Raw genomic sequence first — 25,997 nt, 5'->3', positions numbered from 1 at the left:
TAGCTGGTTGATAGGCACGGTGTGGAAGCGCTGCAAGGCGTTGAGCTAACGTGTACTAATGCCCCGTGAGGCTTGACCATATAACCCCAAGGGGTTTACGACACCGGTACGAGACGTACCGCGTGCGGTCGGTGATGATCACCGACAGACTGGATACGCCCTGCCTCGTAGAGCGGGCAGGCGAGACGTGTCTCGGTCAGCATGATCCGAATCGGTTGGGATGATGGCAAATTGCAGTCACGCCACGCATCCCGACGTCAGTTTTGCCTGACGACCATAGCAAGCGGGAACCACCTGATCCATGCCGAACTCAGTAGTGAAACCGCTTAGCGCCGATGGTAGTGTGGGGTCTCCCCATGTGAGAGTAGGTCATCGTCAGGCACTTATTTCGAACCCCGGCCATTGGTCGGGGTTCATTCGTTTAGGGGTCTCCCATGGAGAGCGCCGGACGACGGGTGGCCGCCCCCGTCATCGTCAGGCATCTATCCCGAAACCCCAGCCCACAAGGCTGGGGTTTTTTTATGTCCGCAAGAAACGTCACGGGCCTCTCAGTCAGTCGTGACGGCTTTCTGTCGTGACGGCATCGATCAGGCCGTACTGAACCGTCTATTCGTGCTGAACTGTGTATGAAGAGCGAGCGGGTCTGGACGCGCCATTGCCGATCACGCCAACGAAAATAGCATCCCGCTTTTGATCAGCTCGATATCCTTGTTGTGCATATACTCCTGTGGTTAGCCATCCAGATCACAGGAGGTTCATCATGCCGACTCCCAGCCGCGAGGAGCTTCTGGGCGAGCATCAGCCCGATGCGGTGCGTGCCCGGCTAGCAAGGCCAATGAGAGCATCAACGTTACCTGATGCTGTACTCGGAGGTATCGATGGCTGTGTCACTACCTTTGCTGTGGTATCCGGTGCTTTCGGTGCGGGTTTCTCGCCACAAGTAGCATTGGTACTGGGTTTCGCCAACTTGGCTGCTGATGGCTTCAGCATGGCAGTGAGCAACTATGAGGCTGGCCAAGCACAATTGGCCCAGATTGCTAACGCTGAACAGGTCGAACAACAACATATCGCCTTGGTGCCAGAAGGCGAGCGAGAAGAGATTCGTCAGCTGTTTCAAGCGAAGGGATTTGAGGGGGAGTTGCTTGAACAGGTGGTCGAAGCGCTATGTCACGATCCAGAAGTATGGGTCTCGACCATGTTGCGAGAAGAATATGGGCTTTCCGCTGCTGGAATTAGTCCCTTGCGATCGGCTCTGACTACCTTCGCTGCATTCCTTTTGGTCGGCGCTTTGCCCCTATTGCCCTATGCCCTGCCAGGGCTCGGTATTACCACTCAATTCCTGGTCAGTCTTGGCCTCGCAGGGCTGGTGTTTTTAGGTATCGGCATGCTTAAGAGCGCGGTGTATGGCGTGCCAGTGTGCCGGCCGGGACTACGTACATTGTTAATGGGTACCGCAGCAGCCGGATTGGCTTTTGCTACCGGCTATTTCGCACAAGGGGTACTAGGTAACTGATCATTTAAGTGCCTTTTAGCTGCGACAGGCTTTCAGTCAACCGTACAACTGCTGTTTAGCGCGATTGGCCTGCTTCATGATGAGCGCCAGGGGGCTCGCCGGAGAAGCGATTCGAAGACCTGGGCGCCGAGTCGCTGGTGACACGACCGACACCTCTCTTTTCCGGCCGTCTCAGCGTCGTGTTCCGGAAGAAAAACCGTTCATGCCGGATTTCGTGGTGGAGCGCTGGCTGGCCGTCATGCATGACCGCCGCCCTGAAGAGAGCGGCGGCTGCTGGGGTTGGGCAGGAAAGGGATACCGTTGTGACGATATCGCGCTGCCACTAAGCCTGATGCGTGGCCTGGAGTGCTTCGATCAGGCTGCGCATCTCGTCATCGGTACCGATCGAGATACGCAGGAAGTCGCGCAGCCCATCCTTGTCGAAATGACGCACCAGAATGCCGCGTTCACGCAGTTCGCTGAAAATCATCGCGCCACTGCGTTCCGTATGACGCACGAACAGGAAATTGGTCTGTGACGGCAGGACTTCGAAACCCAGGGCTTCGAGCTGCTGACGCGTCCACTCCCGCGTCGTAACGACCCGCTCGCAGCAGGCCCGGAAGTGTTCGCCATCCTCCAGTGAAGCGATGGCGACTTCGCTGGCCAGCATGTCGATCGGATAGGAGTTGAACGAGTTCTTGACCCGTTCCAGCCCGTCGATGAGTTCGCGCGAGCCGATGGCGTAACCCACGCGCAGCCCCGCCAGGCTGCGCGATTTGGACAACGTCCCGGTAACCAGCAGATTGGGGTGATCGTCGATCAGCGGGATGGCGCTTTCGCCGCCAAAATCCACATAGGCCTCGTCGATCAGCACGACGCTCTCGGTGATACGCTCGAGCAAGCGGGCGATGGCCTGGCGCGGGTGACCGTGGCCGGTCGGCGCGTTGGGGTTGGCGAACACGACACCGCCGTTATCGGCATCGAAAGCTTCCAGGGCGATCTGCCAGTGATCGTTCAGCGCCACGGTGCGATAGGCAATGTCGTACAGCTTGCAGTAGACCGGGTAGAAACTGTAGCTGATCGCCGGCATCAGCAGCGGCTTCGGCTGGCAGAAGAAGGTCTGGAACGCCAGCGCCAATACCTCGTCGGAGCCGTTGCCGACGAAGACCTGTTCCGGCTCGACGCCGTAGGTCTTCGCCAGCGTCTGACGCAGTGCCGAAGATTCCGGGTCCGGGTAGAGACGCAGATGGTCCACCGCGAACCGTTGCAATACCGCCTCGACGGCCGAAGAGGGCGGATAGGGATTTTCGTTGGTATTGAGCTTGATCAGTTTCTCGCGTGGCTGCTCACCCGGTACGTAGGGGGTCAGGGCGCGAACGGCGGGGCTCCAGAATCGACTCATGATCTCTCGCGGACACGTGATGGATACGATGCAGACAAGTGCGGCAGGGCAGCGCTCATAGTGACGTCAGGCTCGGATCGGTGCAAGCCAGCCGGGAAATATGAACGTCCGGGTTGATTAGTGCTCTAACGGCCTCATCTAAGGAATATCCGACTCACGGTTTACCCCCTATCTTCGAAGGAATTCCATGGCTTACGACAAGTTGCTTTCGCCCATTACCGTCGGTGACGTCGAGCTCGACAATCGCGTCATGATGGCGCCACTGACTCGTGCCCGCACGCCGGACAGCATTCCCGGCGCACTGCAGGCCGAATATTACGCCCAACGAGCCGGCGCGGGCCTGATCATCAGCGAAGCGACCAACATTTCGTCCACGGCACGGGGCTATGTTTACACGCCGGGCATCTGGACCGACGCTCAGGAAGCGGGTTGGCGTCAGGTCGTCAACGCCGTGCACGGTGCCGGTGGACGCATCGCCCTGCAGCTCTGGCACGTGGGCCGCATCTCCCATGAGATGGTGCAGCCGGAAGGTCAGGCGCCCGTCGCGCCCAGCGCCTTGCGTGCCGAGGGTGCCAACTGTTTCGTCGAGTTCGAGGACGGCAGTTCCGGCCAGCACCCGACCAGCACGCCACGGGCGCTGACGCTGGACGAGATCCCCGGCCTGATCGACGACTACCGCCAGGCTGCCAAGCGCGCCAAGCGTGCGGGCTTCGATCTGGTCGAGGTGCACGCCGCCAATGCTTATCTGCTGCAGCAGTTCCTTGCGACCGGCAGCAACCGGCGCAACGACCGCTACGGTGGCAACGTGGTCAACCGAGCCCGTCTGCTGCTGGAAGTCGTCGACGCCGTGAGCGAGGTCATGGGAGCCGGGCGCATCGGTGTGCGGCTGTCGCCCTTCATCGAAATCTTCGGTCTGTCGGATGATGAACCCGAAGCAATGATGCGTTATCTGGCCAGCGAATTGAGCCGTCGCCAGATCGCCTACCTGCACATCAACGAGCCCGACTGGACCGGCGAAGGCCCGCAGTTGAGCGACGATTTCCGCCGTGACCTGCGCGAGCGTTTCATCGGCACGCTGATCTACTGCGGGCACTACACCGCCCAACGTGCACAAGCGCTGATCGAAAACGGACTGGGAGATGCCGCTGCCTTCGGGCGTCCCTACATCGCCAACCCGGATCTGGTCGAGCGCTTCCGTCGGGATGCCGCGCTCAACGAGCCGAATCCGGAAACCTTCTATGGTGGCGGGGCCGAGGGTTACACCGACTATCCGACGCTGGATTGAGCCGTTTGCGCGTGGCAGCCTGAGCCGTGGTGGCTGAATGGGGTGTCACGCGGGAAACTTACCGCTATCCTGTCATCATGTGGCCGCCAAGGCGGCCTATATGGCCCAGAAGTGAAGGAGAACCGATATGCAGATCAGGACGTTGCTGGCCAGCGCCGCCACGGTTGCCGTATTGGCCGGTTGTGCCAGCGGTGGCACCCAAACGCAGACCGGCACCGCCGATTCCTCTGCCGGAATGTCGTCGACCACGACCACCTACGAAGGCACGCTGCCTTGCCGCAGCTGTGATGGTATCGACCTGACCGTCGACCTCAGCGGCACCGAGTCGTCGCCTGCCGCCGAGCGCACCTTCACCCTCGAGGCCGACTACCGGAATCATCCGCAGAATCCAGGGCCTGAGCAATACAGAGGAAACTGGGAGGTGATTAGTGGTACGCCTTATAATGCACAAGCTAAGGTATACGAGTTAACGCCTGATGGTGAAGGTCAGGTTTATTATTTTGATAAATTGAATAGTACTACTCTTGAACTTATCGACCCACAGCTGCGACGTTTCGAGAATGGCAAGTCGCTGCGGCTGTATCTCGCGGGAGGTCAGGGTTTTAAAGGTGCTATTGAAAGCGCGATGAATGAAGCTTACAATTCATATTCTCAAGAAGCTGATGCAACTCTAATTTCTCAAGCTCAGGCTTCTTTAAAGTATAATTTGAAAGATCCAGAGTCTGCACAATTTCGCGACATGGAAATAAATCGTGGGCAATCCGATGGGAAAAAACAGTTGTACACATGTGGCGAGATGAACGCTAAAAACTCCTATGGCGGATATAATGGATTCAAGCCATTTATCGCAATTCCAGGTGGGCAGGTTCTTATATCTGATGAAGACCTTCCTGAGCTCAATGAAATAATTTCTGATTTTTGTAATTGAGGATTTGATATTAAGGGCCTAGACAATTGTCTAGGCCCTTTTTGATTTTTACTTATGGCAAAAGCGAAAAGCGCCTTCGTCTGTACCGAATGCGGTGCGGACTACAGCAAATGGCAGGGCCAGTGCAGCAACTGCCGCGAGTGGAACACGCTGAGCGAGGTCAGAGTCGGCGGCGCCCGGCCCGGCGCACCAGCGAGCGGCAGTGGTGCTCGGGGCGGTTATGCCGGCGCGCTGTCGCGGGAGGTCGTCGATCTTTCCGGCGTCGATCTTACCGAGGTGCCGCGTTTCAGCTCGACGTTCGAAGAGTTCGACCGCGTCCTCGGCGGCGGCCTGGTGCCCGGTTCGGCCGTGCTGCTGGGCGGCCATCCCGGCGCCGGCAAGTCGACGCTGCTGCTGCAGACCGCCTGCCGCCTGGCCCAGAGCAAACGCGTGCTCTATGTCACCGGCGAGGAGTCGCTATCCCAGGTGGCGATGCGCGCCCACCGCCTGCAACTGCCGACCCAGGGGCTCAAGATGCTCGCCGAGACCAGCATCGAGACGCTGCTGGCCGTGGCCGAGCGGGAACGCCCCGAAGTGCTGATCATCGACTCCATCCAGACCATGCACCTGGAAGATATCGGCTCCGCGCCCGGTGGCGTCGCCCAGGTACGGGAGTCGGCGGCGGCACTCACGCGCTTCGCCAAGCAGAGCAACACCGTGCTGATGCTGGTCGGTCACGTCACCAAGGACGGCACGCTGGCCGGCCCCAAGGTGCTCGAACACATGATCGACGCCTCGCTGCTGCTCGAAGGCGGCAGCGACTCCCGCTTCCGCACCCTGCGCGGGCAGAAGAATCGCTTCGGCGCGATCAACGAACTCGGCGTGTTCGCGATGGTCGAGCTCGGCCTCAAGGAGGTCAAGAATCCCAGCGCGATCTTCCTGTCGCGAAGCGAGGAGCTGGCCTCCGGCAGTCTGGTGATGGTGGTGTGGGAAGGCACGCGGCCGATTCTGGTCGAAGTGCAGGCACTGCTCGACGAGTCCGCGCTGGGCAATCCGCGCCGCGTCGCGGTAGGGCTCGATCACAACCGCCTGGCGATGCTGCTGGCCGTGCTGCACAAGCACGGCGGGCTGTTTACCGGCGACCAGGATGTCTTCCTCAACGTCGTCGGCGGAGTCAAGGTGCTCGAGACCAGCGCCGACCTGGCGGTCCTGCTCGCCGTGGTTTCCAGTCTTCAGAACCGGCCGCTGCCGCGAGAACTGGTGGTATTCGGCGAGGTGGGGCTGTCCGGCGAGATCCGCCCGGTACCCAGCGGCCAGGAGCGTATCATCGAAGCCGCCAAGCACGGTTTCACGCGGGCCATCGTGCCGCGCGGCAATGCGCCCAAGAAGGCACCTGCCGGCATGCAGGTGGTGGCGGTCGACAAGCTGGCCGAGGCGCTGGAAGCGCTGTGAACGTGGCGGCCCACGGGGCCGCTTGCCCTGTCGCCGGCGGGGATCGCATCGTTCGGCGCTGAGTCTCGTCGCCGCGTCGGGTAAACTGCCAGCCAGGATCGATATCTCCAGGAAAGAGACGAGGAACAGACCATGAGTGCCATTCGCCTGACGCAGTACAGCCACGGGGCCGGCTGCGGCTGCAAGATCGCCCCCGACGTGCTCGACCGCATCATCGCCAAGGCCGGGCCGGGCGCCAACAGCAAGCATCTGATCGTCGGCAACCAGGGGCGTGAAGATGCCGCCGTCTATGATCTGGGCGACGGCCGCGGCCTGATCTCGACTACCGATTTCTTCATGCCGATCGTCGACGATCCGTTCGACTTCGGCCGCATCGCCGCGACCAACGCCATCAGCGATGTCTATGCCATGGGCGGCGAGCCGATCATGGCGCTGGGCATTCTCGGCTGGCCGCTGGACAAGCTGCCGGCGGAGATCGCCGGGGATGTCATGGCCGGCGCCCAGGCCGTCTGTCGCGAACTGGGCGTCGCCCTGGCGGGCGGCCACTCCATCGACGCGCCGGAGCCGATCTTCGGGCTCTCGGTCAACGGCCTGGTCGATCTCGACAACCTCAAGCTCAATAGCGGCGCCAAGCCTGGCGACCTGCTCTATCTGACCAAGCCGCTGGGCGTCGGCCTGCTGACGACGGCCGAAAAGCAGGGCTTGCTGGAAGCCGGTCACCACGGCCTGGCCCGCGAGACGATGCTGATCGCCAACGATATCGGCAAGGAACTGGCCAAGGTCGAAGGCGTGCATGCCATGACCGATGTCACCGGCTTCGGCCTGGCCGGGCATCTGAGTGAAGTCTGTGCCGCCAGTGGCGTCGAGGCGCGGATCGACTTCGCCAAGCTGCCGCGGCTCGCCGAAGCCGAGGCCTATCGTCGCAAGGGCGCCGTGCCGGGTGGCACCGCGCGCAATCGCGAGGCGATCGGCAAGGCGATGCCGGACATGGACGCCGCCCACTGGCAGTGGCTGTGCGATCCGCAGACGTCCGGCGGCCTGCTGCTGGCGGTGGATCCGGCCTGGGCCGACGATGTCGAGCGAATCGGGCGTCAGCATCAACTCAAACTGGAAGCGTTCGGCGAATGCGTCAGCAAGCGCGGCGGTGCCAGCCTGATCGAGGTGCGCGGTTGAAGGACGACGACAAGAGCCGTGCAACGAGCCATGAGTTGATCGATGCCGATCTGGCGCTGCTCCAACGACCGTTGATTGATGTCCGGGCGCCGATCGAATTTGCCGCTGGCGCCTTGCCGGGGGCGATCAATCTGCCGTTGATGGACGACGACGAGCGCCGCGAGGTCGGCATTCGCTACAAGCACGCCGGCCAGGACTCCGCGGTCGAGCTGGGTAACCGCCTGGTCTCCGGCGAGAGTCGCGAAGCGCGTTTGGCCGCCTGGGAACAGGCCATAAAGGCAGCGCCGGATAGCGTCATCTACTGCTTCCGCGGGGGCATGCGCTCGAAGATCTCGCAGCAGTGGCTCGCCGAGCGCGGCTATCCCTTGCCACGGATTCGCGGTGGCTGGAAGGCGATGCGCACCCGGTTCATCGAAACGCTGGAAGCCCACAGTCAGGCACCCTTGCTGCTGGTCGCCGGTCTGACCGGCTGCGCCAAGACGGCGCTGGTCAATTCGCTCGATTCTGGCGTCGACCTGGAAGGCCACGCGCGTCACAAGGGGTCGGCCTTCGGCCAGCATCCGTTGGCCGGGCCGTCGCAGATCGACTTCGAACATGGCCTGACGCTGGACCTGATGCGTCTGCCCCATGCGCGGGTGGTCGAGGACGAGTCCCAGCGTATCGGGCGGCTGGCGATTCCGGCTACCTTCTGGCAGATAATGAAAGCCGCGCCCTGTATCCGGGTGGAGATGCCGCTGGAGTGGCGCCTGGAGCAGATCCGCAAGGATTACATCGAGGACCTGAGCGCGATCTATCATCGCGACTACGGCCCGCATCTGGGCGAAGTGCTGTTTCGCAAGCAGCTCTCCGGCGCTCTGAAACGCCTCGGCAAGCGCCTGGGGGGCGAGCGTCTGGCGCGATTGACCGAGGCGCAGCAGCGGGCCTTCGTGGCCCAGCGCCACGGCAACGTGCAGGCCCACGATGCCTGGCTGGCACCGCTGCTGCGGGAGTACTACGACCCGATGTATCGCCACCAGATCGAGCATCAGCCCCGGCCGACACTGCACGTCGGGGATTGGGACAGCTGCCTGGCGGTCGCCCGGCAGTGGGAGCGCGAGCAGGCCGGTTAGATAGAGAGAATATCTAGCTCAGCGCGCTCAGCCACTGGGTCATGATCCGGTCCAGTAGCGCCGCCTGCCGATCGAAGCGTCGCGGGTCGTCAAGGATATCGTCGCGAGTCTGCACGTAGGGCGCGGCGTTGGTGGCCGGCAGATCGTGATCGCACAGCGCCGCCGTACCCTGGGCCGTCAGCTCCAGGTGACACTGAAGCGCGACGACGCGACCCAGATCCCAGGCGAACCCCTGGACCGGACCGGCCGGCGTACTACCCAGCGGCAGGCAGCCATCCGGCAGGCCGAAGATGTCGCGGTGCCAGAGCAGGGCGTCGAAGGTTTCCGGCAGGTCGAAGGGGCTTTCGTCCGCCAGGGCCAGCGGCTGCCAGCCGATTTCCGGCTGCACGGCGGGCGACACGATGGCGCCGAGCGCCTCGGCGATCAGGCCGGCGCCGAAGCCGATGCCCAGCACGGGCTTGTTGCTCTTCAAGGCGCGATCCACCAGCTTGCGCTCGCGCTTGAGCAGCGTGGCATCGGGCGATTGCAGCGCATCGAGCAGCACCAGCGCGTCGCAGTTGGCCAGTGGCGGTGGCAGTTCGCCCTCGTCCAGTCGGCAGTGGTTGTAGCTGTGGCCCATGCCGGTGAGCCAATCCGCCATGCGGGCGGGGCCGAACAGCGGGCTATGCTGAAGAAAGTAGATATGCATGATAGGTCCAATGATGGGGACGACCGGACCACTCCACAAGCGAGGAATAGGGTTTTAGCGATGGCCATTCGTGCCCAGCTCCTGGAACAGATCTACACCATCGTGGCGCAGATACCCGCGGGGCGCGTCACCACCTACGGGCGGATCGCCCAAATGACCGAAGGCGCCACGGCGCGCCTGGTCGGGACGGCGATGCGGCAGCTGCCCGCGGGGCACGACCTGCCCTGGCACCGGGTCATTGGCGCCAGCCGACGAATCGCGGAGCATGGCGGCGCCCAGCGCCAGCACGAGAAATTGCGCGCCGAAGGGATCGTTTTCGATGCCGGTGGTCGCGTGCCGATGCATTTGATGTGGCCAGAATGACGAGGAATTCATGACAAAGCCCATGGGTAGCTTCAACGCCAGACTCCGCCAGCTCGACGCGCGCCAGCAGATCGCTTTCATGGCGGCGCTGAGCGAACGCCTGGTGCCCAACTACGCGCTCTATGCCGGCATGAGCGGCCACGGCAATCCGAGCGTGATGAACAATGTGCTGGATCTGGTATGGGAACGGCTCAAGGTCGCCTCGGCCCGGATCGACTTCGACAAGCAGGCCGAGAAGCTGGCCGAAATCGAGCCGCCGGAAGACGACGACAGCTTCGGTGCGCGACGGGCGACGGAGAGCGTCATGGCATTGACCACGCTGCTGGATGCCCTGCGCGGCGAAGCCCCGGAGGCCGCGCTGGAGGTGAGCCGGGTTTCCCGCAATGGCGTACGCGCCTATATCGAGATGACCGAGGGCAGCGAGGACGCCGAGCGGCTCGATGCGCTGTTCCGCGAGCACGAGCTGATGGAGGACGAACGTGATTTTCAGGACGCGGTGCTCGAAGCGCTCGAGGCCGCCCCCAAACTCGATGATCTCTCGGCGCTGCGCGCATTGGGACGCAACCAAGGCGTCAGCAATCTGGGCCTGAGCCTCGATTGATCGGCGTCGACCGGTTGTGGATAAGCTGGTCGTGCCAGAGTCTGTTGATAACGGCTTGTCGATGGAAAGACAGGAGCAAGGCGATTGGAGGCCAATAACCGCGGTAGCGGCCGACGCGCAAAAATAACGTTCAAGGAGGAACATCATGCAGAAACGTTGGTTGGTCGGTGGCCTGGCATTGGCGACAGTGATGCTGGCGGGTTGCCAGAGTCTGGGATGGAGCGGCGATGCGCTGCGCACCGAGCCGGTAGTGAAAAGCGTACACGAGCCCGGCTGCGAGGGTGACGGCTGCGCCACCGTCAACGCCGCCTACCTGCGCTTCCCTGAATCGCCACGGCTCTCCGACGAACTCGAACGGCGGCTGTTCGGGCTGGCGAGCGGACTCAGCGAGAGCCCCGACGGCAACGCCATGGGGCAGGCCCGTTCTTTCGATGACTTCGCCGATCAGGTATTCGCGGCCGCCCGCAGCGCCCGCCAGGACGTACCGGAACTGCCCGGCTTCGAGGCCGATCTCAGGGCGGACATCGTGGCGGATCACGACGACCTGCTGGTGATCGAGCTCGACGGTTATCTGTATAGCGGCGGTGCCCACGGCCTGCCGCTAACCTCTTACCTGGTGATCGATCGCGACACGCAGCAGGTGGTGGCTCTCGACGACATGCTGCTTCCGGGGCAGCGGCCGGCTTACGAGGCGGCGTTGAAGCGGGCCCATCAGCGCTGGCTGAAGACCGACCAGGCCAGCGGATTATCGGAGATGCAGTGGCCGTTTGCGCTATCCGACAACGTGGCGCCGTTGGCGGACGGGCTGGCGGTGAAGTACCAGGTCTACGATCTGGCGCCGTACGCGGCGGGGCAGCCGCAGTTGATGATTCCCTCCGCCGAGCTCGACGGCGTTCTCGAGGCGCGCTATCTGCCTTGATAATGACGATCATCGGGCCAATCGCTGGCTACGGTAATCTGTGTTGGGAGTAGAAAACGCAAGCGCCGCGCCTGGAATGCAGGCGCGGCGCTTTGGGATCGCCAGGTTCGCTCGGCAATGGCCTCAGAGGCGCATCTCGATGCCATGCTCGGCCATATAGCGCTTGGCGTCGGGAATCGTGTACTCGCCGAAATGGAAGATGCTGGCGGCGAGCACCGCATCGGCACCACCTTCCTTGACCCCGGCCACCAGATGGTCGAGATTGCCGACGCCGCCGGAAGCGATCACCGGCACCTCGACCGCATCGCTGATCGCGCGAGTCACGCCGAGATCGAAGCCCACCTTGGTGCCGTCGCGATCCATGCTGGTCAGCAGCAGCTCGCCGGCGCCGTATTCGACCATCTTGCGCGCCCAGTCCACGGCGTCCAGCCCGGTCGGGCGGCGCCCGCCGTGGGTGAAGATCTCCCAGCGCGGCGGTTCGCCTTCGGCGCTGATCTTCTTGGCGTCGATCGCCACCACGATGCACTGGCTGCCGAAGCGCTCGGCGGCCTCGCGCACGAAATCCGGATTGGTGACGGCGGCGGTATTGATCGAGACCTTGTCCGCGCCGGCATTGAGCATGGTGCGAATATCCTCGCAGCGACGAATGCCGCCGCCCACGGTCAGCGGAATGAACACCTCGCCGGCGATGCGCTCGACCATCTCGACGGTGGTGCCGCGATCTTCATGGCTGGCGGTGATGTCGAGAAAGGTGATCTCGTCGGCGCCCTGCTGGTTGTAGCGCTTGGCGATCTCGACCGGATCGCCGGCGTCGCGAATCCCCACGAAATTGACGCCCTTGACCACGCGGCCGGCGTCGACGTCGAGACAGGGAATAATGCGTTTGGCCAGTGTCATGAGCGGACTCCCGCGGTGTCGATCCGGTCGCCACGCATCGAATCGCCCTGAATCGAATCGCTCAGCGCCTGTGCCTCGGCGACGTCGAGCGAGCCTTCGTAGATGGCGCGTCCGGTGATGGCGCCGATGATGCCGCTGTCGGCGACCTTGGCCAGCGCACGAATGTCTTCCAGATCGGTCACGCCGCCCGAGGCGATCACCGGCAGGCCGCCGTCGCGGGCGAGTTGCGCGGTGGCTTCGACGTTGACGCCCTGCATCATGCCGTCGCGGGCAATGTCGGTATAGACGATCGAGGAAACGCCGTCGTCGGCGAATCGCCTGGCCAGATCCACCGCCTTGACCGTGGACACCTCGGCCCAGCCATCGGTGGCGACGAAGCCGTCGCGGGCGTCCAGGCCGACGATCACGTGGCCCGGGAAGCGGCGGCACATCTCACCGACGAAGTCGGGTTCCTTGACCGCCTTGGTGCCGATGATCACGTAGCTCACCCCGGCAGCGAGATAGTGCTCGATGGTCTCGGCACTGCGGATGCCGCCGCCGATCTGGATCGGCAGATCCGGATAGGCGCGGGCAATGGCCGTGACGGCGTCGCCGTTGACCGGCTTGCCCTCGAAGGCGCCGTTGAGATCGACCAGGTGCAGCCGCCGCGCGCCGGCCTCGACCCAGCGTGCGGCCATCGCGACCGGATCGTCCCCGTAGGAGGTCGCATCATCCATGCGGCCCTGCTTGAGGCGCACGCACTGGCCGTCCTTGAGATCGATGGCGGGAATCACCAGCATGGCTTCGAATCCTTTGACTGTGAGTCGGTTAGGTGCTGTCCGAGAAGTCGGCGCGATGACCAGATAAGACAAAAATCGGCGAAAGAACGGAGTTTACAGAGGGTAAATGAGTATCTTGAGCCAATTTCTAACGCCATATGGGTGAGCGCAGCCACTTTTCGGATGGTGCCTAGGGCGCCCAGTTGACGAAATTTTCCAGCAGTTGCAGGCCGTCCCCGGCGCTCTTCTCCGGGTGGAACTGGACCGCGAAGACGGTACCGCGACCGGTGACCACATGGGCGTCGACGTCGGCATAATTGGTAGTACCGAAGATATCGGCATCGCTGGCGGCCTCGACGTAATAGCTGTGCACGAAGTAGAACCTCGCGCCGTCCTCGATGCCGTTCCACAGCGGATGCTGGTGATGCTGCGCTACACGGTTCCAGCCCATGTGCGGCACTTTCAGGCGCTCGCCTTCGGGCGTGGTCAGCTTGTGGCCGAAGTGACGCACGCGACCGGGGAGGAAGCCCAGGCAGTCGACGCCGCCGTTCTCCTCGCTGCGGTCGAACAGCATCTGCTGGCCGACGCAGATACCCAGCAGCGGCTTGGCCTGCTCCTCGAGCAGATCCTTGACCAGGCCTTCGAGCTCGGTGCGCTGCAGTTCGCCCATGCAGTCGCGGATCGCGCCCTGGCCGGGCAGCACCAGGCGCGAGGCACCGCGAATCGAGCGCGGATCGCGGGTCACCATGACGTTTTCATGGGTGACGTGCTCGAGCGCCTTGGCCACGGAGTGCAGGTTACCCATTCCGTAATCGATCACGGCGATCGTCATTGCGGTTTCCTCGCTGATTCGGTGGTGGCGATGGGCGGTATCACAGGCTGCCTTTGGTCGATGGCATCTGGCCTGCCATGCGGGGGTCTTCCTCGACCGCGGCACGCAATGCCCGGCCGAACGCCTTGAAGATGGTTTCCGCCTGATGGTGGGCGTTGAAGCCCTTGAGATTGTCGATGTGCAGCGTGACCTGGGCGTGATTGACAAAGCCCTGGAAGAACTCCCAGAACAGCTGCGTGTCCAGCCGGCCGATGGTCGCGCGGGTGAATTCGACATCCATGAACAGGCCCGAACGGCCGGAGAAATCGATCACCACGCGAGACAGCGCCTCGTCGAGCGGCACGTAGGCGTGGCCGTAGCGACGAATGCCCCGCTTGTCGCCGATCGCCTGGGCGAAGGCCTGCCCCAGAGTAATGCCGAGATCCTCGACGGTGTGGTGCTCGTCGATCTCGAGATCGCCCTTGGCATCGATTGTCAGGTCGATCATGCCGTGGCGAGCCACCTGATCCAGCATGTGGTCGAGGAAAGGAACCCCGGTCTGGCAATCCAGGCGGCCGCTGCCGTCCAGGTTGACCGTGACCGTGATCTGCGTCTCGTTGGTGTCGCGCGACACCGTGGCGATGCGCTCGGACATGCGTGGGGAATCTCCCGGTACGGTTGGCGAGAATCGGCCATTATAGTGAATCGAGCCCTGCATCCGCTACAATGGCGGTGTTTATCGGGCGGCGATCTTCGCCGCCCACCGATCAGTCAGGCCGTTCTGCCGACAAGGAGACACAGGGGGCATGCCGGAAGCCACACAGCACGTCGAGTCGCATCATCCAGTCGTTCCCGGTAGAGCGATTCCTGGTCGCGCGACGTGGCGACGATGTACCGTCCATCGACCGCTGACGTCTGCCGATCGCGCACAGGGAGGATGGGAATGAAGGGGCTGTTCAGAACGCTGCTGGCGGCAGTCGGTGTCCTGGGGATTCTGGTCGTGGTGGCGGTGGTCTATATCACCACGTTCTTCGATCCGAACGATCTCAAGCCGCGTCTGATCGAGGCGGTTCGCAACCAGAGCGGCCTCGAGCTGCGTCTCGACGGCCCGCTGTCGTGGTCCTTCTATCCGCGCATCGGCGTCAGCGTCAAGGATGCCGAAGCCTGGCTTCCCGAGCAGTCCCGGGAGGATGCGCCCTTCGTCGGCTTCGACAACGCCGAGGTCAGCGTGGCGTTCACGCCGCTGCTGACCGGAGACGTCTCGGTCGACGGGCTGATCCTCGACGGCATGCGCCTCAATCTCGCCCGCGATGCGCAAGGGCAAGGCAATTGGCAGGTGCTGCTGGATCGTCTGGCCGACAACGGCAGCGGTGACGACGCCAGCCAGCCGTCGCAGAACGCGGCGGACTCGTCGACGGCAGCGCAGTCGGAGAAAGCGCAGTCGGAGAAGAAAGGCCCCGGCCTGAAGCCGGGCGCCGATCAGGCGGTGGCGTTCGACATCGCCAGCATCAAGGTCTCCAACAGTCAGGTGAATTACGTCGATCGGCAGAAGCCGCTGGACATCACGCTGGCCAACCTCAGTTTGCAAAGCAGCAACGTCAGCCCGCAATCCTCGTTCCCGATTCAGCTCTCCTTCGATGTCGAGGGTCGCCAGCCGGATGTGAATGGCAATCTGCAGTTGAAGAGTCAGATGCGGATGGATCTCGGTGCCGGGCGCTACACCTTCGAGGGCGTGACGCTCAACGGCAAGGCGCAACTGCCGACACTGGCCGAGCAGGCCCAGACGCTCAACCTGAAGGTTGCCACGCTGGTCGCCGATACCCGGGCGAAACATTACCGTGCCGACGACATCCAGCTTGCTGCCTCGCTCTACCATTCCGTCATGCAGGAAGCGCCGCTGTCGCTGGATCTTCAGGGCGATGCGGCGGCCGACCTCCAGGCCCAGACCGCCACGCTCGGCGACCTCGTTTTGACCGGCGACGATGGCCTGGACCTGAAAGGCAGCATGAACGTCACGCAACTGAACGACGCGCCCCGCTATCAGGGCCGGATGGAACTGGCGCCGCTGTCGGTGCGGGACTGGCTGACGCGCTTCGGTATCGAGGTAAACAGCGCCGACGACGAGGCGCTCACCGCGCTGTCGCTGAGTGGCCCGTTCTCCGGTGATGCGCAACGGATCGACTTCGACGACCTGCAGATGACGCTGGATGACACCCAGCTGCGTGGCTCGCTGGGTGCCGCGTTCGACGGTCAGGCGCTGAATTTCGATCTTGCCGGCGATCGGCTCGATCTGGACCGCTACCTGGCACCGCGATCGCAGGGTGCCGGTGGCGACGCGGCGGGCGACGATGCCAAGGACACCGCCTGGCTCTCGGCGCTCGGTGTCGCGCCGGCGTTGGCCGCGGCCGAAGGCGCCGAGCTGCTTCCCGTCGACTGGCTCGCCGGGCTCGAGCAGGAAGGGCATCTGACGCTGGATTCTCTCAAGGTCCAGGGCATCGATCTGAGCGATGTCGAACTGGCCACCAGTGGCAGTGGCGGGCGCCAGCGCCTCGACTCCCTCAGCGCCAATCTCTACGACGGCTCGCTGCAGGCCTCCAGCGCGTTGGACCTGCGTCAGTCGCCGATCCAGCTCTCCTTTACCGAGCGCATGAACGGGGTCGATATCGCGCCGCTGTATCAGGGTTTCAGCGGCAAGACGTCACCGCTACGCGGCAAGCTCGACCTGCAGGGCGATTTCGACTCGCGGACCAACACGGTCGAAGGGCTCAAGCAGAATCTCGACGGTCAGGCTGCGCTGCGTGTCGACGACGGCGCCATGCTCGACGTCAACGTCTCGCGTCAGCTGTGCACGGCGGTCGCGACGCTGGAAGGGCGCGAATCGACCCGCGAATGGAGCGAGGACACTGCCTTCGATCGCCTGCAGGCCAGCGTGACGGTCGACAACGGCGTGGCGCACAACGACGATCTCGTCATCGCCATCCCGGGCATCGAGGTGACCGGCAAGGGTGACGTCAACCTGGTGACCAACCGTCTCGATTATCGCGCCGCGGCGCGCTTCACCGATACTGCCGACGAAGCGGCCTGTGGCGTCAATCCGAGACTGGCCCGGATCGACTTCCCGATCCGCTGCCAGGGCAGCCTCGACGAGGCGCCGGGGCAATGGTGCGGATTCGACCGCGAGGCGTTCCAGAGCTCGCTTGCCGAACTGGCCAAAGACGAGGCCAAGCGCAAGGCCGGCGAACGGATCGACGAAGAACTGGACAAGCAGCTCGACGACGAGACCCGCCAGAAGATCGACGAAAAGCTCGGAGATGGCGCGGCGGAAAAGCTGGGCAACAAGATTCGGGATCTCTTCCAGTAAGCCTGGTCAGCACTCAGCCTGGGCGCCGGCGTCATGTCGGCGCCTTGTCATCCGGCTGGCGGATTTGTCGCTTCGCTTCCGTCTTCCCATTCTGCTCATCATCTCGACCCGTTCCCGTCGCATGGCGGGCCGGATCGTTCCATCCTTCCGAAGAGGTGCCGTTTGGCAGAAATAGCCCTGTCGGCCGAAGCCTTCCGCGAGCGCGTGTTCGACTGGTTCGACGCGCACGGCCGCAAGTCGTTGCCGTGGCAGTACGACAAGACGTCCTACCGGGTCTGGGTCTCGGAGATCATGCTCCAGCAGACCCAGGTCGCCACCGTCATTCCCTACTTCGAGCGCTTCATGGCGCACTTCCCGGATGTCCACGCACTGGCGCAAGCGCCCCAGGATGAGGTGCTGCATCTGTGGACCGGGCTGGGCTACTACGCCCGTGCCCGTAACCTGCATAAGGCCGCCAAGGTCGTTGTCGACGAGTACGATGGCGAATTCCCGACCCATGATCTCGAGGCAATGACCGCCTTGCCGGGGATCGGTCGCTCCACTGCCGGGGCGATCGTCAGCATCAGTACCGGCCGGCGTGCCGCGATTCTCGATGGCAACGTCAAGCGCGTGCTGGCCCGGCTGCATGCGGTGGAAGGCTGGCCCGGCAAGAACGATGTCCTCGCCCGGCTATGGGAGCTGGCGGAGCGCTACACGCCCTCGGAGCGGCTGCCGGACTACACGCAGGCGATGATGGATCTGGGGGCCATGATCTGCACGCGCGGCAAGCCGAGCTGCCTGCTGTGCCCGTTCGAGGATGTCTGCGTGGCGCACGCCCGCGGCGAAGAGCGCCGGCACCCCGGTTCCAAACCCAAGCGCGAATTGCCGACGCGACAGACACAGATGTTACTGTTGCAGGACGAGGCTGGCCGGGTGCTGCTGGAGCAACGCCCGCCCAGCGGCCTGTGGGGCGGCCTGTGGGGCTTCCCCCAGTTCGATGGCGACAGCGAGCTGCACGAGTGGCTGGAGCGGCACTGTCGAGGCGTTCATCTGGAAAGCGCCTGGCAGCCGTTCACCCACACCTTTACTCACTTCCGGCTGGAAATCACGCCGCGACCGGCGCGGCTTCCGGATCGGAACGCCGCCACGGCCGTGGCCGAATCGAATCGGCAGTGGGTCGATCCCGCCGAGCCCGCCAGCATTGGTCTGGCGGCACCGGTCAAGGCGCTGCTGGCGACACTGGCCCAGACGCACGCACTCAACGCATGACAGGAGGTTTTCATGGCGCAGACCGTATTCTGCCGCAAGTACCAGCAGGAACTCGAAGCTCTGGCTTTCCCGCCGCTGCCCGGCGCCAAGGGGCAAGAGATCCAGCAGACAGTCTCCAAATGCGCCTGGGAGGAGTGGCAGGCGCTGCAGACCCGGCTGATCAACGAGAAGCATCTCAACATGCTGGACCCGCAAGCGCGGGAGTATCTGATGACGCAGATGAACCGGTTTTTCGACAACCAGGAAACCGATCACGCCGAAGGATACGTGCCGCCCAGCCAGTGAATTTCGGGCGGTGTGAAAAGAACTCATCTTTTTGAAATAAAAGGGTTGACCCCAAAACGGCTTGCTGGTTAAATGCGTCCCCGTTGGCGAGGGCCAGATAGCTCAGTTGGTAGAGCAGGGGATTGAAAATCCCCGTGTCGGCGGTTCGATTCCGTCTCTGGCCACCATCAATGCTGGGGTATCGCCAAGTGGTAAGGCACCGGTTTTTGGTATCGGCATGCGCAGGTTCGAATCCTGCTACCCCAGCCATCGCTAACGTCTCTATGCTCGCCGACATAGCTCAGTTGGTAGAGCAACTGACTTGTAATCAGTAGGTCCCGGGTTCGACTCCTGGTGTCGGCACCAGAGCTTAGAGATGGTGGAATAGCTGAATTGCGATGAGCAGGTCCGGGGTAAACACCTTGGCACCTGCATCAGCGAAAGCCTCAGCATCATGTAGCCTCGAAAATTGTCCCGCCCAGCATCTATTGCACTCATTCCGCTTACCACTGGATGAGGTGCAGTTATGCGTGTTTCAGCAACGGTTTGCTCCAAGGGCGGCGTCGGCAAGACGACCACGACGGCCAACCTCGGCGGTCTCCTGGCAGATGCCGGTCTCCGGGTTCTCCTCATAGATCTGGATTCCCAGCCAACCCTCTCTTCCTACTACGAGCTGTCACAGCCGGCCCCCGGCGGCGTGTACGAGCTACTCGCGACAGAGCTGGTCGACCTCGACCAGATCATCTCTCATACCGCTGTCTCCAATCTCGACATCATCGTCTCCAACGACTATCGGAATCAGTTGCAGCAGCTGTTGCTCAACGCCCCGAATGGACGCTTCCGCCTGATCGACCTCCTCGATCGCTTCGCCGATCGCTATGACGCCATCCTCATCGATACCCAGGGCGCGCGCTCAGTGATTCTCGAGATGGCCGTCATGGCCGCCGATCGGCTGATCTCTCCCATCGTTCCCGAACTGCTCACCGCCCGCGAATTCGTGCGCGGCACTCAGGGCATGCTCAACGAGCTACGCGAGCTGGCACGTTATACCCGTTTCGAGGTGCCGCCGGTCTCCATCCTGCTCAACAAGATGACCGACCAGCTCCGTGATGCCCGTGACATCGCCGACAGCATTCGCACCATGTATGCCGAGGTAGAAGATCACGGCATCAGCGTGCTCGAGACGCCGCTGGTCAATCTCTCCGCTTACCGTTCGGCCGCGCTCCAGGGCTTGCCCGTCCATCGGGTCGAGCCGCGAAAGCCCTACAGTCGCAAGGCGCCGGCCTGCGCCGATCAGCTCAAGGCAGTGGCCATTGATCTCTATCCCGAGTGGGCCGACGCCATCCACGCGGTAGGCGCTGTCATCTCCAACGGTAAATCCGGCACCGGGAAATCGGGGGTGGGCCATGTCCATTGAGACCCAATCCCCTGCACCCGTCGGGGCAGAAGCCATGGGGCTTCTGCCGCCGCACAGTATCGAGGGTGAGCAGTCCACGCTTGGCGCGTTGATGCTCGACAACACGAAGTGGGAGGACATCTGCGAGATCGTCGACGCGTCAGCGTTCTATCACTATCCGCATCGGCTGATCTTCAAGGCGATGGAAGAGCTTTCCCATGATGAGAAGCCGCTCGATGTCGTGACACTCTCCGAGCTGCTCGAGCGCGATGGTCATATCGAGACCTGTGGGGGTCTGCCCTATCTGGCCGAGCTGGCTCGCAACACGCCTTCAGCGACGAATGTTGTCGCCTATGCGGGCATCGTACGAGAGCATCAGCGCCGTCGTCAGTTGGCCAACATGGGCCGCGACCTCTGCCAGCGGGCGCTGGATGGACAGCAACTCAGCCAGGCATTGATCGAGGCCACTGAACACCAGCTGTTCGCGTTGGCCGAGAACCGGCAAGGCAAGGAGACCGGCATACGTCACGCCTTGACGGCGGCGATCGATACTATCGACCGCGCTTTCAATGCCAAGGACGGCATCACCGGCACGCCGACTGGCTACAAGGATCTCGACGAACTCACTTGCGGCTGGCAGGACTCCGACTTGATCGTCATCGCCGGTCGCCCCTCGATGGGCAAGACCACGCTGGGCATGAACCTCGTCGAGAATGCGCTGGTCGCCACGGCCGGTCGCACCGAGCTGGCCACCGCGCCGATCTTCGTCTTCTCGCTCGAGATGCCCGAGGAGCAGTTGATGCTGCGTCTCATGGCCAGCATGGGGCGTCTGGATTTGAGCAAGCTGCGCTCAGGCCAGCTCGATGACGGTGGCTGGGAAAAGCTGACCTCGGCCACGAACCGCATACTCGGCTTCGAGGAACGTCTGTTCGTCGATGACTCCAGCGGCATCTCCGCGACCTCTCTCAAGTCACGCGCCCGCCGGCTGGTGCGCCGCCACGGCAAGCCCGCCCTGATCCTGATCGACTATCTGCAGCTGCTTGAGGAGCCAGGCTCCGAGAACCGCAACAACGAAATCTCTGCGATTTCTCGCATCCTCAAGGCTACTGCCAAGGATCTCAACTGCCCGGTGGTGGCGCTTTCGCAACTCAACCGCACGCTGGAGAACCGTCCCAACAAACGCCCCTGCATGGCCGATCTGCGCGACTCCGGCGCAATCGAGCAGGATGCCGATGTCATCGGGTTCGTCTATCGCGACGAGGTCTATAACCCCGACAACCCTGACAACAAGGGACTCGCCGAGCTGATCATCGGCAAGCAGCGCAACGGGCCTACCGGCGCGGTGCATTTGACGTTCGTAGGCTCGAGCACGCGGTTCGAGTCGTTGGCGTGGAAGCAGGTACAGGAGGGACGGTCATGAGCTTCATTACCACCCACTCAGGCCACTCTGTTCACATGGCCAGCCCAACGCCACGGATGATCGACCCCGTGGACATCGGACGCTCACTGAGCCGCATTTGCCGATTCGGCGGGCATACCCGTCAGCATTACAGCGTCGCGCAGCACTGTGTGCTCGCGAGCCAGTTCGTGCCTGCCGAACATCAGCTTACGGCCTTGATGCACGACGCCACCGAAGCCTATATCGGGGACATGGTGTCGCCGCTGAAAGCGCTGATGCCGGAGTTCAAACGTATCGAAGGTCGGTTTTGGGCAGCGATTGCAGAGCGTTTCGGGCTCCCCGGTGCCATGGATCCCTGCATTAAGAATATCGACCTGATCCTGCTCGCAACGGAACGCCGGGACTTGCTGTGCGAAGGGGATTCCTGGGATTGCCTAGAAGGGGTGGTACCACTGCCAATGCGCACCCAGCCCTGGTCGATGGATCATGCCTTTGGGCAATGGATGGCGCGTTATGAATATCTAGCTTCTCAGCGAGAGGCAGAGGTGGAGTTCAGGAGGGTCGCGTCATGACAGTGAGGATTCCTCTGATGCGCTACCACGGCGGCAAGTTCCGTCTGGCCCCGTGGATCATGGCGCACTTTCCTCCAATCTCCGCCTTCGATGTCTACGTCGAGTCCTTTGGTGGCGCTGCAGGTGTCCTCCTGCAGAAGCCGCGCAACTACGCCGAGGTCTACAACGATCTGGATGGCGATGTCGTCAATCTGTTCGAGGTGCTGCGCAGTTCCGAGCAGCGCCAGTGCCTCATTGAACAGATCGCGCTCACCCCCTATGCGCGTGTCGAGTTCGAGCGTGCCTGGGACGACACCCCGGATCCGGTAGAGCGCGCTCGACGGCTGCTGATCCGTGCCCACATGGGTTTCGGTTCCGCCGGCGCGACCCGAGGCAATTCCGGCTTCCGCACCGATACCCGACGTGCCCACGGCACGACACAGCATCACTGGCAGCGGTTGCCGACCGTGATCGGTCTGGTGGCCGAGCGGCTGTCGGGTGTGCTGATCGAGAACCGCGACGCCCTGACCGTCATCGCCCAGCATGACTCCCCGCGCACGCTTCACTACGTCGATCCCCCTTATCTCGAGGAGACCCGAGAGAAGGGGCATCGGCGCGTTTACAGCCATGAGCTGAGCGACCTGCGTCACATTGAATTGCTAGAGCGCCTTCGGCTCGCTCAGGGCTACGTGATTCTCTCCGGCTACGACGCCGACCTCTATCGTGACGTGCTCAGGGGTTGGCGCATGGCTCGACGGCATGTGCAGGCATCGGCCCAGCGTGGTTCTGGGCAGCGTACCGAGTGTCTGTGGCTCAATCCGCGGGCGGCGGAATGGGCCGGTCAGATGGAACTCAATCTTCCCTACCAGGAGGTGGCCCATGCCTGACGCACTGCCGATTCGCTGCTCGACGCGCGCCCTGAAGCGCGTGGTGCGTTATGCCGTGACTCATGGCTGGATTGTCGAACGCACCCGTGGCGGCCACGTTCGCTTCATCAAGCCGGGCTGCCCGCCCGTGTTCACCGGATTTTCACCCAGCGACGCACGAGCCGAGAAGAACGTGCTGGCACGGCTGCGCCGGATGGAGCGACAAGAGGAGGACGAAGCATGATTCCCGATCGCATTCTTCGCAAGATCGAGCGCTGCCTGGCGCTGTCACGCTCGGCCAATGAGCACGAAGCTGGTACGGCGCTGCGCCAGGCGCAGCACCTCATGGACGAGTACGGCGTCAGCGAGATCGACGTAGCGGCGTCAACCATCGACCGGGTGGTCGTCAAGTCGCCGACCGGACGCAAGCCACCGCGCTGGCTCGACCATCTGGCCACCTTGGTCAACGCCGCCTTCGGCACCGCCACCATCTACGAGCCCCGGCCGGCGTTCGAAGGCTGGCATGGCTACTTCGCCTTCCTGGGCGAGGCGAGTCAGGTGCGCATCGCGGCCTATGCCTTCGAGGTGCTCCAGCGTCAGCTGATCGCCGATCGCAAGGCCTTCCTGAACGGCATGAACAAGCGCGCGAAACGCATCACCAAGATTCGCCGGGCCGATGCCTATGCCCTGGCATGGGTTGCGGGCGCGTTCGAACACATCGTGCCGGTGGAGAAGACAGAGGAGGCCATCGTGGGGATCGAGCACTTCCAACAGCGCTTCTATCCCCAGCTCGAGGCGATGAACGCCATCGATCGCGGTCAACGCCGTGACGATCGGCGAGCGATGGCCAGAGGTTATGCCGCCGGCCGCAATGCGCGCCTGCACAGCGGCGTCGATCGTGATCAATATAAGGAGCTGCCCCATGGCCGAGATCTATTCCTTTCCGGCGCGTGAGGCCACTGGCCAGGGCATGGAGCGGTATCTGCAGGGGCGAGAGTGTCTGGCCCTGGGTCTGCTCGATCCGTTCGCCGGGTGGTTAGAAACGCTGGACACCTGGTTCGACGCTCATCTCCAGGCGCACAACAAGCGCAACGACGCGCTGCGCGCGTTGCTCGCCGATACCTGGCTGGTGTTCCACATGGCGTGCGACCAGACCAGCCGACTCGAGATGCAGCCGCATCACAGCCTGCGTTGGTCGCAGCTCCAGTATTTCAACCTCAGCGATTTCGAGCTGCTGGTGATCGTCAACGACAACCTGCTTGATCTACGTCGCGGTCTGCTGGCGCTGTGCCAGCAGTATCCGCCGCAGACGCGCAGCGATCTAAGCCTCCAAGGGCTCACGCAAAGCATCGGTCGTTTAAACGAGCAGTTGAACCATTTCTTCGATTCTGAAGGCTGCGACTCGCGGCAGCCGGAGTGAACCTCATGAGTAAACCATCCGTTACCCCTGATCAGATCACGGCCAAACTGAACCAGCCGGGGCCGACGCTCAGGAGTCAGCCCACCGACCGGCTGCCGGCGCCGACCCGCGAGCAGGCTATGTCGTTGACGTTGGATCAGCTGCGTCCCTATGACCGCAACCCGCGTACTCACCACAATCCGAAGTACGAGGAGATCAAGGATTCGATCCGTGCCGTTGGGCTCAAGCAGAAACTGACCGTCACTCAACGACCGGGCGATGATCGCTATATGATCTCCGACGGCGGCAATACCCGCCTGATGATCCTCAACGAGCTGTACCAGGAGACTGACGACAAACAGTTCTACCACCAGGATTGCCACTTCATCCCGTGGCAGGGCGAGATCAACGTGCTAGCCGGGCACTTGGCCGAGAACGATAACCGGGGCCAGCTCAGTTGGATCGAGCGGGCACGTGGCATCTACGAGGCCAAGCGCATGATCGAGGAGGACGCTGGCGAGACCATCTCCCAGCGTGAGTTGACCAAGCGGCTGCGCGCACTGGGTTACACAATCAGCCAAAGCAATATCTCGAAGATGCTCTATAGCATTGAGCACTTTCTGCCGACCCTGCCGCTGACGCTCGATGCCGGCATGGGCCGGCCTCAGATCGAGAAGCTGATCTCCTATCGCCAGTTCTGTGACGAGTGCTGGACCCGCTGTGCCGACTACTGGATCGAGCACGCCGATGACCTGGGCGAGGGCGAGCACTGGGCCAACAATGTTGTCGACGGCGATTTCGCGCTGGCCTGGCATGAGGAGATGGCCCAGCTCGATCACGAGGGGCAGACCGAGTTTCGCTGGAACATCGTCGAGGATCGCTTGAAGGGCATGCTCAACGAGCACACGGGGCTGCACTTCAACCCCATCGACATGGCGTGGAAGAACTGGTTCACCGTTCGCAAGTATGCCCGGGCGGCAACGGACGAGGAGCGCGCGGATATCTGGACCACTGTCGATAGTGAACTGGAACGCCTGCGTCATCCCCAGGAGCGCCACCTCTATCCACCCAGGCCGGAGGCCTCCAACGGCGCTTCCTCCCCGGGAAAGTCGTCGGGTTCGCCCTCGCTGCCATCGACGTCAAAAGCGTCGGGCGATGCCAATCAGTCAGGCGACAGTAGTGGCACTGACGACCCCGGCGATCTGACGTTCGGCGATGGTCGGAGCGATCTCGACACCTCGCCGGCACCGTCGCTCACCGAACGCGGCGTGCCGGAATCCGGCGGCGCGGGTGAATCCGTCGCCATGAAGCAGATGCGCGCCCAGCTCGAGCAGCTCGAACAACGCAATGCCGAACTCGAGGCCCGGACTCTTCGGACGCCGGTGGCACCGCAAGGGTTTGGGTCCACCGAGGAAGACGACGAGGGAGAATTCGGGGGGCTGCTGGATACCGACGGTCTCCTGCGGGAACACAGCCCGGAGCCCACTCGCTCTCCCGAGGAGCAGGCCACGATCGCTGCCGACCTGACCCTCTCGCCTCACCATGAAACCGAGGGGCATCGCCAGTTGCGTCACTGGCAGGCGAAGGAGCACGGCGAGGAAGCGATCGACTTCGAAGCGGCGGCGCTCAAGAGCGTGCCGCTCCAGGACGGCGGCC

General features: G+C 62.9%; 26 protein-coding genes, 3 tRNA genes and 2 rRNA genes. 25 read left to right on the top strand and 6 right to left on the bottom strand.

Annotated features, from left to right (window positions below; translation table 11 throughout):
- From R3F72_RS17230 to R3F72_RS17220, 3 genes are all read left to right on the top strand, one after another.
- Positions 1-80, top strand: a 23S ribosomal RNA gene (locus tag R3F72_RS17230); the annotation flags it as partial.
- Positions 81-266: 186 nt separating this feature from the next.
- Positions 267-381 (top strand): 5S ribosomal RNA (rrf, locus tag R3F72_RS17225).
- Positions 382-760: 379 nt separating this feature from the next.
- The gene (locus R3F72_RS17220) at positions 761-1,513 is read left to right on the top strand and encodes a VIT1/CCC1 transporter family protein (RefSeq protein ID WP_303856591.1); all 753 of its coding nucleotides are present in this window, start codon (positions 761-763) and stop codon (positions 1,511-1,513) included.
- A gap of 322 nt (positions 1,514-1,835) precedes the next feature.
- Here the strand turns inward: R3F72_RS17220 and hisC are convergent, their stop codons facing one another.
- A complete protein-coding gene (hisC, locus tag R3F72_RS17215) occupies positions 1,836-2,894 on the bottom strand; it encodes a histidinol-phosphate transaminase (protein ID WP_332780301.1) in 1,059 nt (352 codons plus the stop codon).
- A gap of 187 nt (positions 2,895-3,081) precedes the next feature.
- Between hisC and R3F72_RS17210 the strand changes: the two genes are divergently transcribed.
- From R3F72_RS17210 to mnmH, 5 genes are all read left to right on the top strand, one after another.
- Entirely contained in the window at positions 3,082-4,179 is a 1,098-nt protein-coding gene (locus tag R3F72_RS17210; protein WP_332780300.1) for an alkene reductase, read from the top strand.
- 127 nt (positions 4,180-4,306) lie between these two features.
- Positions 4,307-5,107, top strand: a complete 801-nt coding sequence (locus tag R3F72_RS17205) for a copper resistance protein NlpE N-terminal domain-containing protein (RefSeq protein WP_332780299.1) — start codon at positions 4,307-4,309, stop codon at positions 5,105-5,107.
- Between the two features lie 54 nt (positions 5,108-5,161).
- Positions 5,162-6,538: a DNA repair protein RadA gene (gene radA, locus R3F72_RS17200; RefSeq protein WP_087720709.1), complete on the top strand. Its 1,377-nt coding sequence runs from the start codon at positions 5,162-5,164 to the stop codon at positions 6,536-6,538.
- 132 nt (positions 6,539-6,670) lie between these two features.
- Complete coding sequence (selD, locus tag R3F72_RS17195) at positions 6,671-7,711, top strand: selenide, water dikinase SelD (RefSeq protein ID WP_332780298.1); 1,041 nt, start codon at positions 6,671-6,673, stop codon at positions 7,709-7,711.
- The gene (gene mnmH / locus R3F72_RS17190; protein ID WP_332780297.1) at positions 7,708-8,820 is read left to right on the top strand and encodes a tRNA 2-selenouridine(34) synthase MnmH; all 1,113 of its coding nucleotides are present in this window, start codon (positions 7,708-7,710) and stop codon (positions 8,818-8,820) included. Before selD ends, mnmH begins: the two co-directional genes overlap by 4 nt.
- Before the next feature lie 13 nt (positions 8,821-8,833).
- Here mnmH and R3F72_RS17185 read toward each other — a convergent pair whose 3' ends face one another.
- Positions 8,834-9,508: a type 1 glutamine amidotransferase gene (locus tag R3F72_RS17185; protein WP_332780296.1), complete on the bottom strand. Its 675-nt coding sequence runs from the start codon at positions 9,506-9,508 to the stop codon at positions 8,834-8,836.
- A 60-nt stretch (positions 9,509-9,568) separates the two neighbouring features.
- On the opposite strand from R3F72_RS17185, the gene R3F72_RS17180 reads away from it, so the two are divergent.
- From R3F72_RS17180 to R3F72_RS17170, 3 genes are all read left to right on the top strand, one after another.
- The gene (locus tag R3F72_RS17180; RefSeq protein WP_332780295.1) at positions 9,569-9,871 is read left to right on the top strand and encodes an MGMT family protein; all 303 of its coding nucleotides are present in this window, start codon (positions 9,569-9,571) and stop codon (positions 9,869-9,871) included.
- Positions 9,872-9,881: 10 nt separating this feature from the next.
- Positions 9,882-10,472 (top strand): YjaG family protein, encoded by a 591-nt coding sequence (locus R3F72_RS17175; protein WP_332780294.1) that lies wholly within the window; start codon positions 9,882-9,884, stop codon positions 10,470-10,472.
- Between the two features lie 145 nt (positions 10,473-10,617).
- Complete coding sequence (locus R3F72_RS17170) at positions 10,618-11,391, top strand: RsiV family protein (RefSeq protein ID WP_332780293.1); 774 nt, start codon at positions 10,618-10,620, stop codon at positions 11,389-11,391.
- A gap of 123 nt (positions 11,392-11,514) precedes the next feature.
- On the opposite strand, the gene hisF is transcribed toward R3F72_RS17170, so the two are convergent.
- The 4 genes from hisF to hisB form a co-directional block, all read right to left on the bottom strand.
- A complete protein-coding gene (hisF, locus tag R3F72_RS17165; RefSeq protein ID WP_332780292.1) occupies positions 11,515-12,288 on the bottom strand; it encodes an imidazole glycerol phosphate synthase subunit HisF in 774 nt (257 codons plus the stop codon).
- Positions 12,285-13,067: a 1-(5-phosphoribosyl)-5-[(5-phosphoribosylamino)methylideneamino]imidazole-4-carboxamide isomerase gene (gene hisA, locus R3F72_RS17160; RefSeq protein WP_087720693.1), complete on the bottom strand. Its 783-nt coding sequence runs from the start codon at positions 13,065-13,067 to the stop codon at positions 12,285-12,287. Before hisA ends, hisF begins: the two co-directional genes overlap by 4 nt.
- 169 nt (positions 13,068-13,236) lie before the next feature.
- Entirely contained in the window at positions 13,237-13,878 is a 642-nt protein-coding gene (hisH, locus tag R3F72_RS17155) for an imidazole glycerol phosphate synthase subunit HisH (RefSeq protein ID WP_087720691.1), read from the bottom strand.
- Positions 13,879-13,918: 40 nt separating this feature from the next.
- Complete coding sequence (hisB, locus tag R3F72_RS17150; RefSeq protein ID WP_087720689.1) at positions 13,919-14,512, bottom strand: imidazoleglycerol-phosphate dehydratase HisB; 594 nt, start codon at positions 14,510-14,512, stop codon at positions 13,919-13,921.
- 288 nt (positions 14,513-14,800) lie between these two features.
- Between hisB and R3F72_RS17145 the strand changes: the two genes are divergently transcribed.
- From R3F72_RS17145 to R3F72_RS17080, 14 genes are all read left to right on the top strand, one after another.
- Positions 14,801-17,218 (top strand): AsmA family protein, encoded by a 2,418-nt coding sequence (locus tag R3F72_RS17145; protein ID WP_332780291.1) that lies wholly within the window; start codon positions 14,801-14,803, stop codon positions 17,216-17,218.
- A 162-nt stretch (positions 17,219-17,380) separates the two neighbouring features.
- Entirely contained in the window at positions 17,381-18,466 is a 1,086-nt protein-coding gene (gene mutY / locus R3F72_RS17140) for an A/G-specific adenine glycosylase (RefSeq protein ID WP_332780290.1), read from the top strand.
- Positions 18,467-18,478: 12 nt separating this feature from the next.
- On the top strand, positions 18,479-18,751 hold the full coding sequence (locus R3F72_RS17135; RefSeq protein WP_087720683.1) for an oxidative damage protection protein: 273 nt from the start codon (positions 18,479-18,481) through the stop codon (positions 18,749-18,751).
- A gap of 91 nt (positions 18,752-18,842) precedes the next feature.
- Positions 18,843-18,918, top strand: a tRNA-Phe gene (locus R3F72_RS17130).
- A gap of 7 nt (positions 18,919-18,925) precedes the next feature.
- Positions 18,926-19,000, top strand: a tRNA-Gln gene (locus R3F72_RS17125).
- Between the two features lie 20 nt (positions 19,001-19,020).
- A tRNA-Thr gene (locus R3F72_RS17120) sits at positions 19,021-19,096 on the top strand.
- Positions 19,097-19,256: 160 nt separating this feature from the next.
- The gene (locus R3F72_RS17115) at positions 19,257-20,147 is read left to right on the top strand and encodes a ParA family protein (RefSeq protein WP_075563473.1); all 891 of its coding nucleotides are present in this window, start codon (positions 19,257-19,259) and stop codon (positions 20,145-20,147) included.
- Complete coding sequence (gene dnaB, locus R3F72_RS17110) at positions 20,137-21,546, top strand: replicative DNA helicase (RefSeq protein WP_075563472.1); 1,410 nt, start codon at positions 20,137-20,139, stop codon at positions 21,544-21,546. Before R3F72_RS17115 ends, dnaB begins: the two co-directional genes overlap by 11 nt.
- A complete protein-coding gene (locus tag R3F72_RS17105) occupies positions 21,543-22,097 on the top strand; it encodes a phosphohydrolase (protein ID WP_087720681.1) in 555 nt (184 codons plus the stop codon). Before dnaB ends, R3F72_RS17105 begins: the two co-directional genes overlap by 4 nt.
- Entirely contained in the window at positions 22,094-22,963 is an 870-nt protein-coding gene (locus R3F72_RS17100) for a DNA adenine methylase (protein WP_087720679.1), read from the top strand. Before R3F72_RS17105 ends, R3F72_RS17100 begins: the two co-directional genes overlap by 4 nt.
- Positions 22,956-23,186: a type II toxin-antitoxin system HicA family toxin gene (locus R3F72_RS17095; protein ID WP_087720998.1), complete on the top strand. Its 231-nt coding sequence runs from the start codon at positions 22,956-22,958 to the stop codon at positions 23,184-23,186. The genes R3F72_RS17100 and R3F72_RS17095 overlap by 8 nt, the downstream gene beginning before the upstream one ends.
- Entirely contained in the window at positions 23,183-23,896 is a 714-nt protein-coding gene (locus tag R3F72_RS17090) for a DUF2786 domain-containing protein (protein WP_332780289.1), read from the top strand. The genes R3F72_RS17095 and R3F72_RS17090 overlap by 4 nt, the downstream gene beginning before the upstream one ends.
- A complete protein-coding gene (locus R3F72_RS17085; RefSeq protein WP_332780288.1) occupies positions 23,865-24,362 on the top strand; it encodes a hypothetical protein in 498 nt (165 codons plus the stop codon). Before R3F72_RS17090 ends, R3F72_RS17085 begins: the two co-directional genes overlap by 32 nt.
- A 5-nt stretch (positions 24,363-24,367) precedes the next feature.
- Positions 24,368-25,997 (top strand): ParB family protein (locus R3F72_RS17080; RefSeq protein ID WP_332780287.1); only part of this gene is annotated, 1,630 nt, incomplete at its 3' end.

It is taken from the genome of Salinicola sp. 4072, assembly GCF_036663415.1.
Classification (GTDB): domain Bacteria; phylum Pseudomonadota; class Gammaproteobacteria; order Pseudomonadales; family Halomonadaceae; genus Salinicola; species Salinicola salarius_A.
The sequence above is the reverse complement of the archived record's forward strand: the minus strand, read 5'-3'. Positions and strand labels throughout refer to the sequence as shown.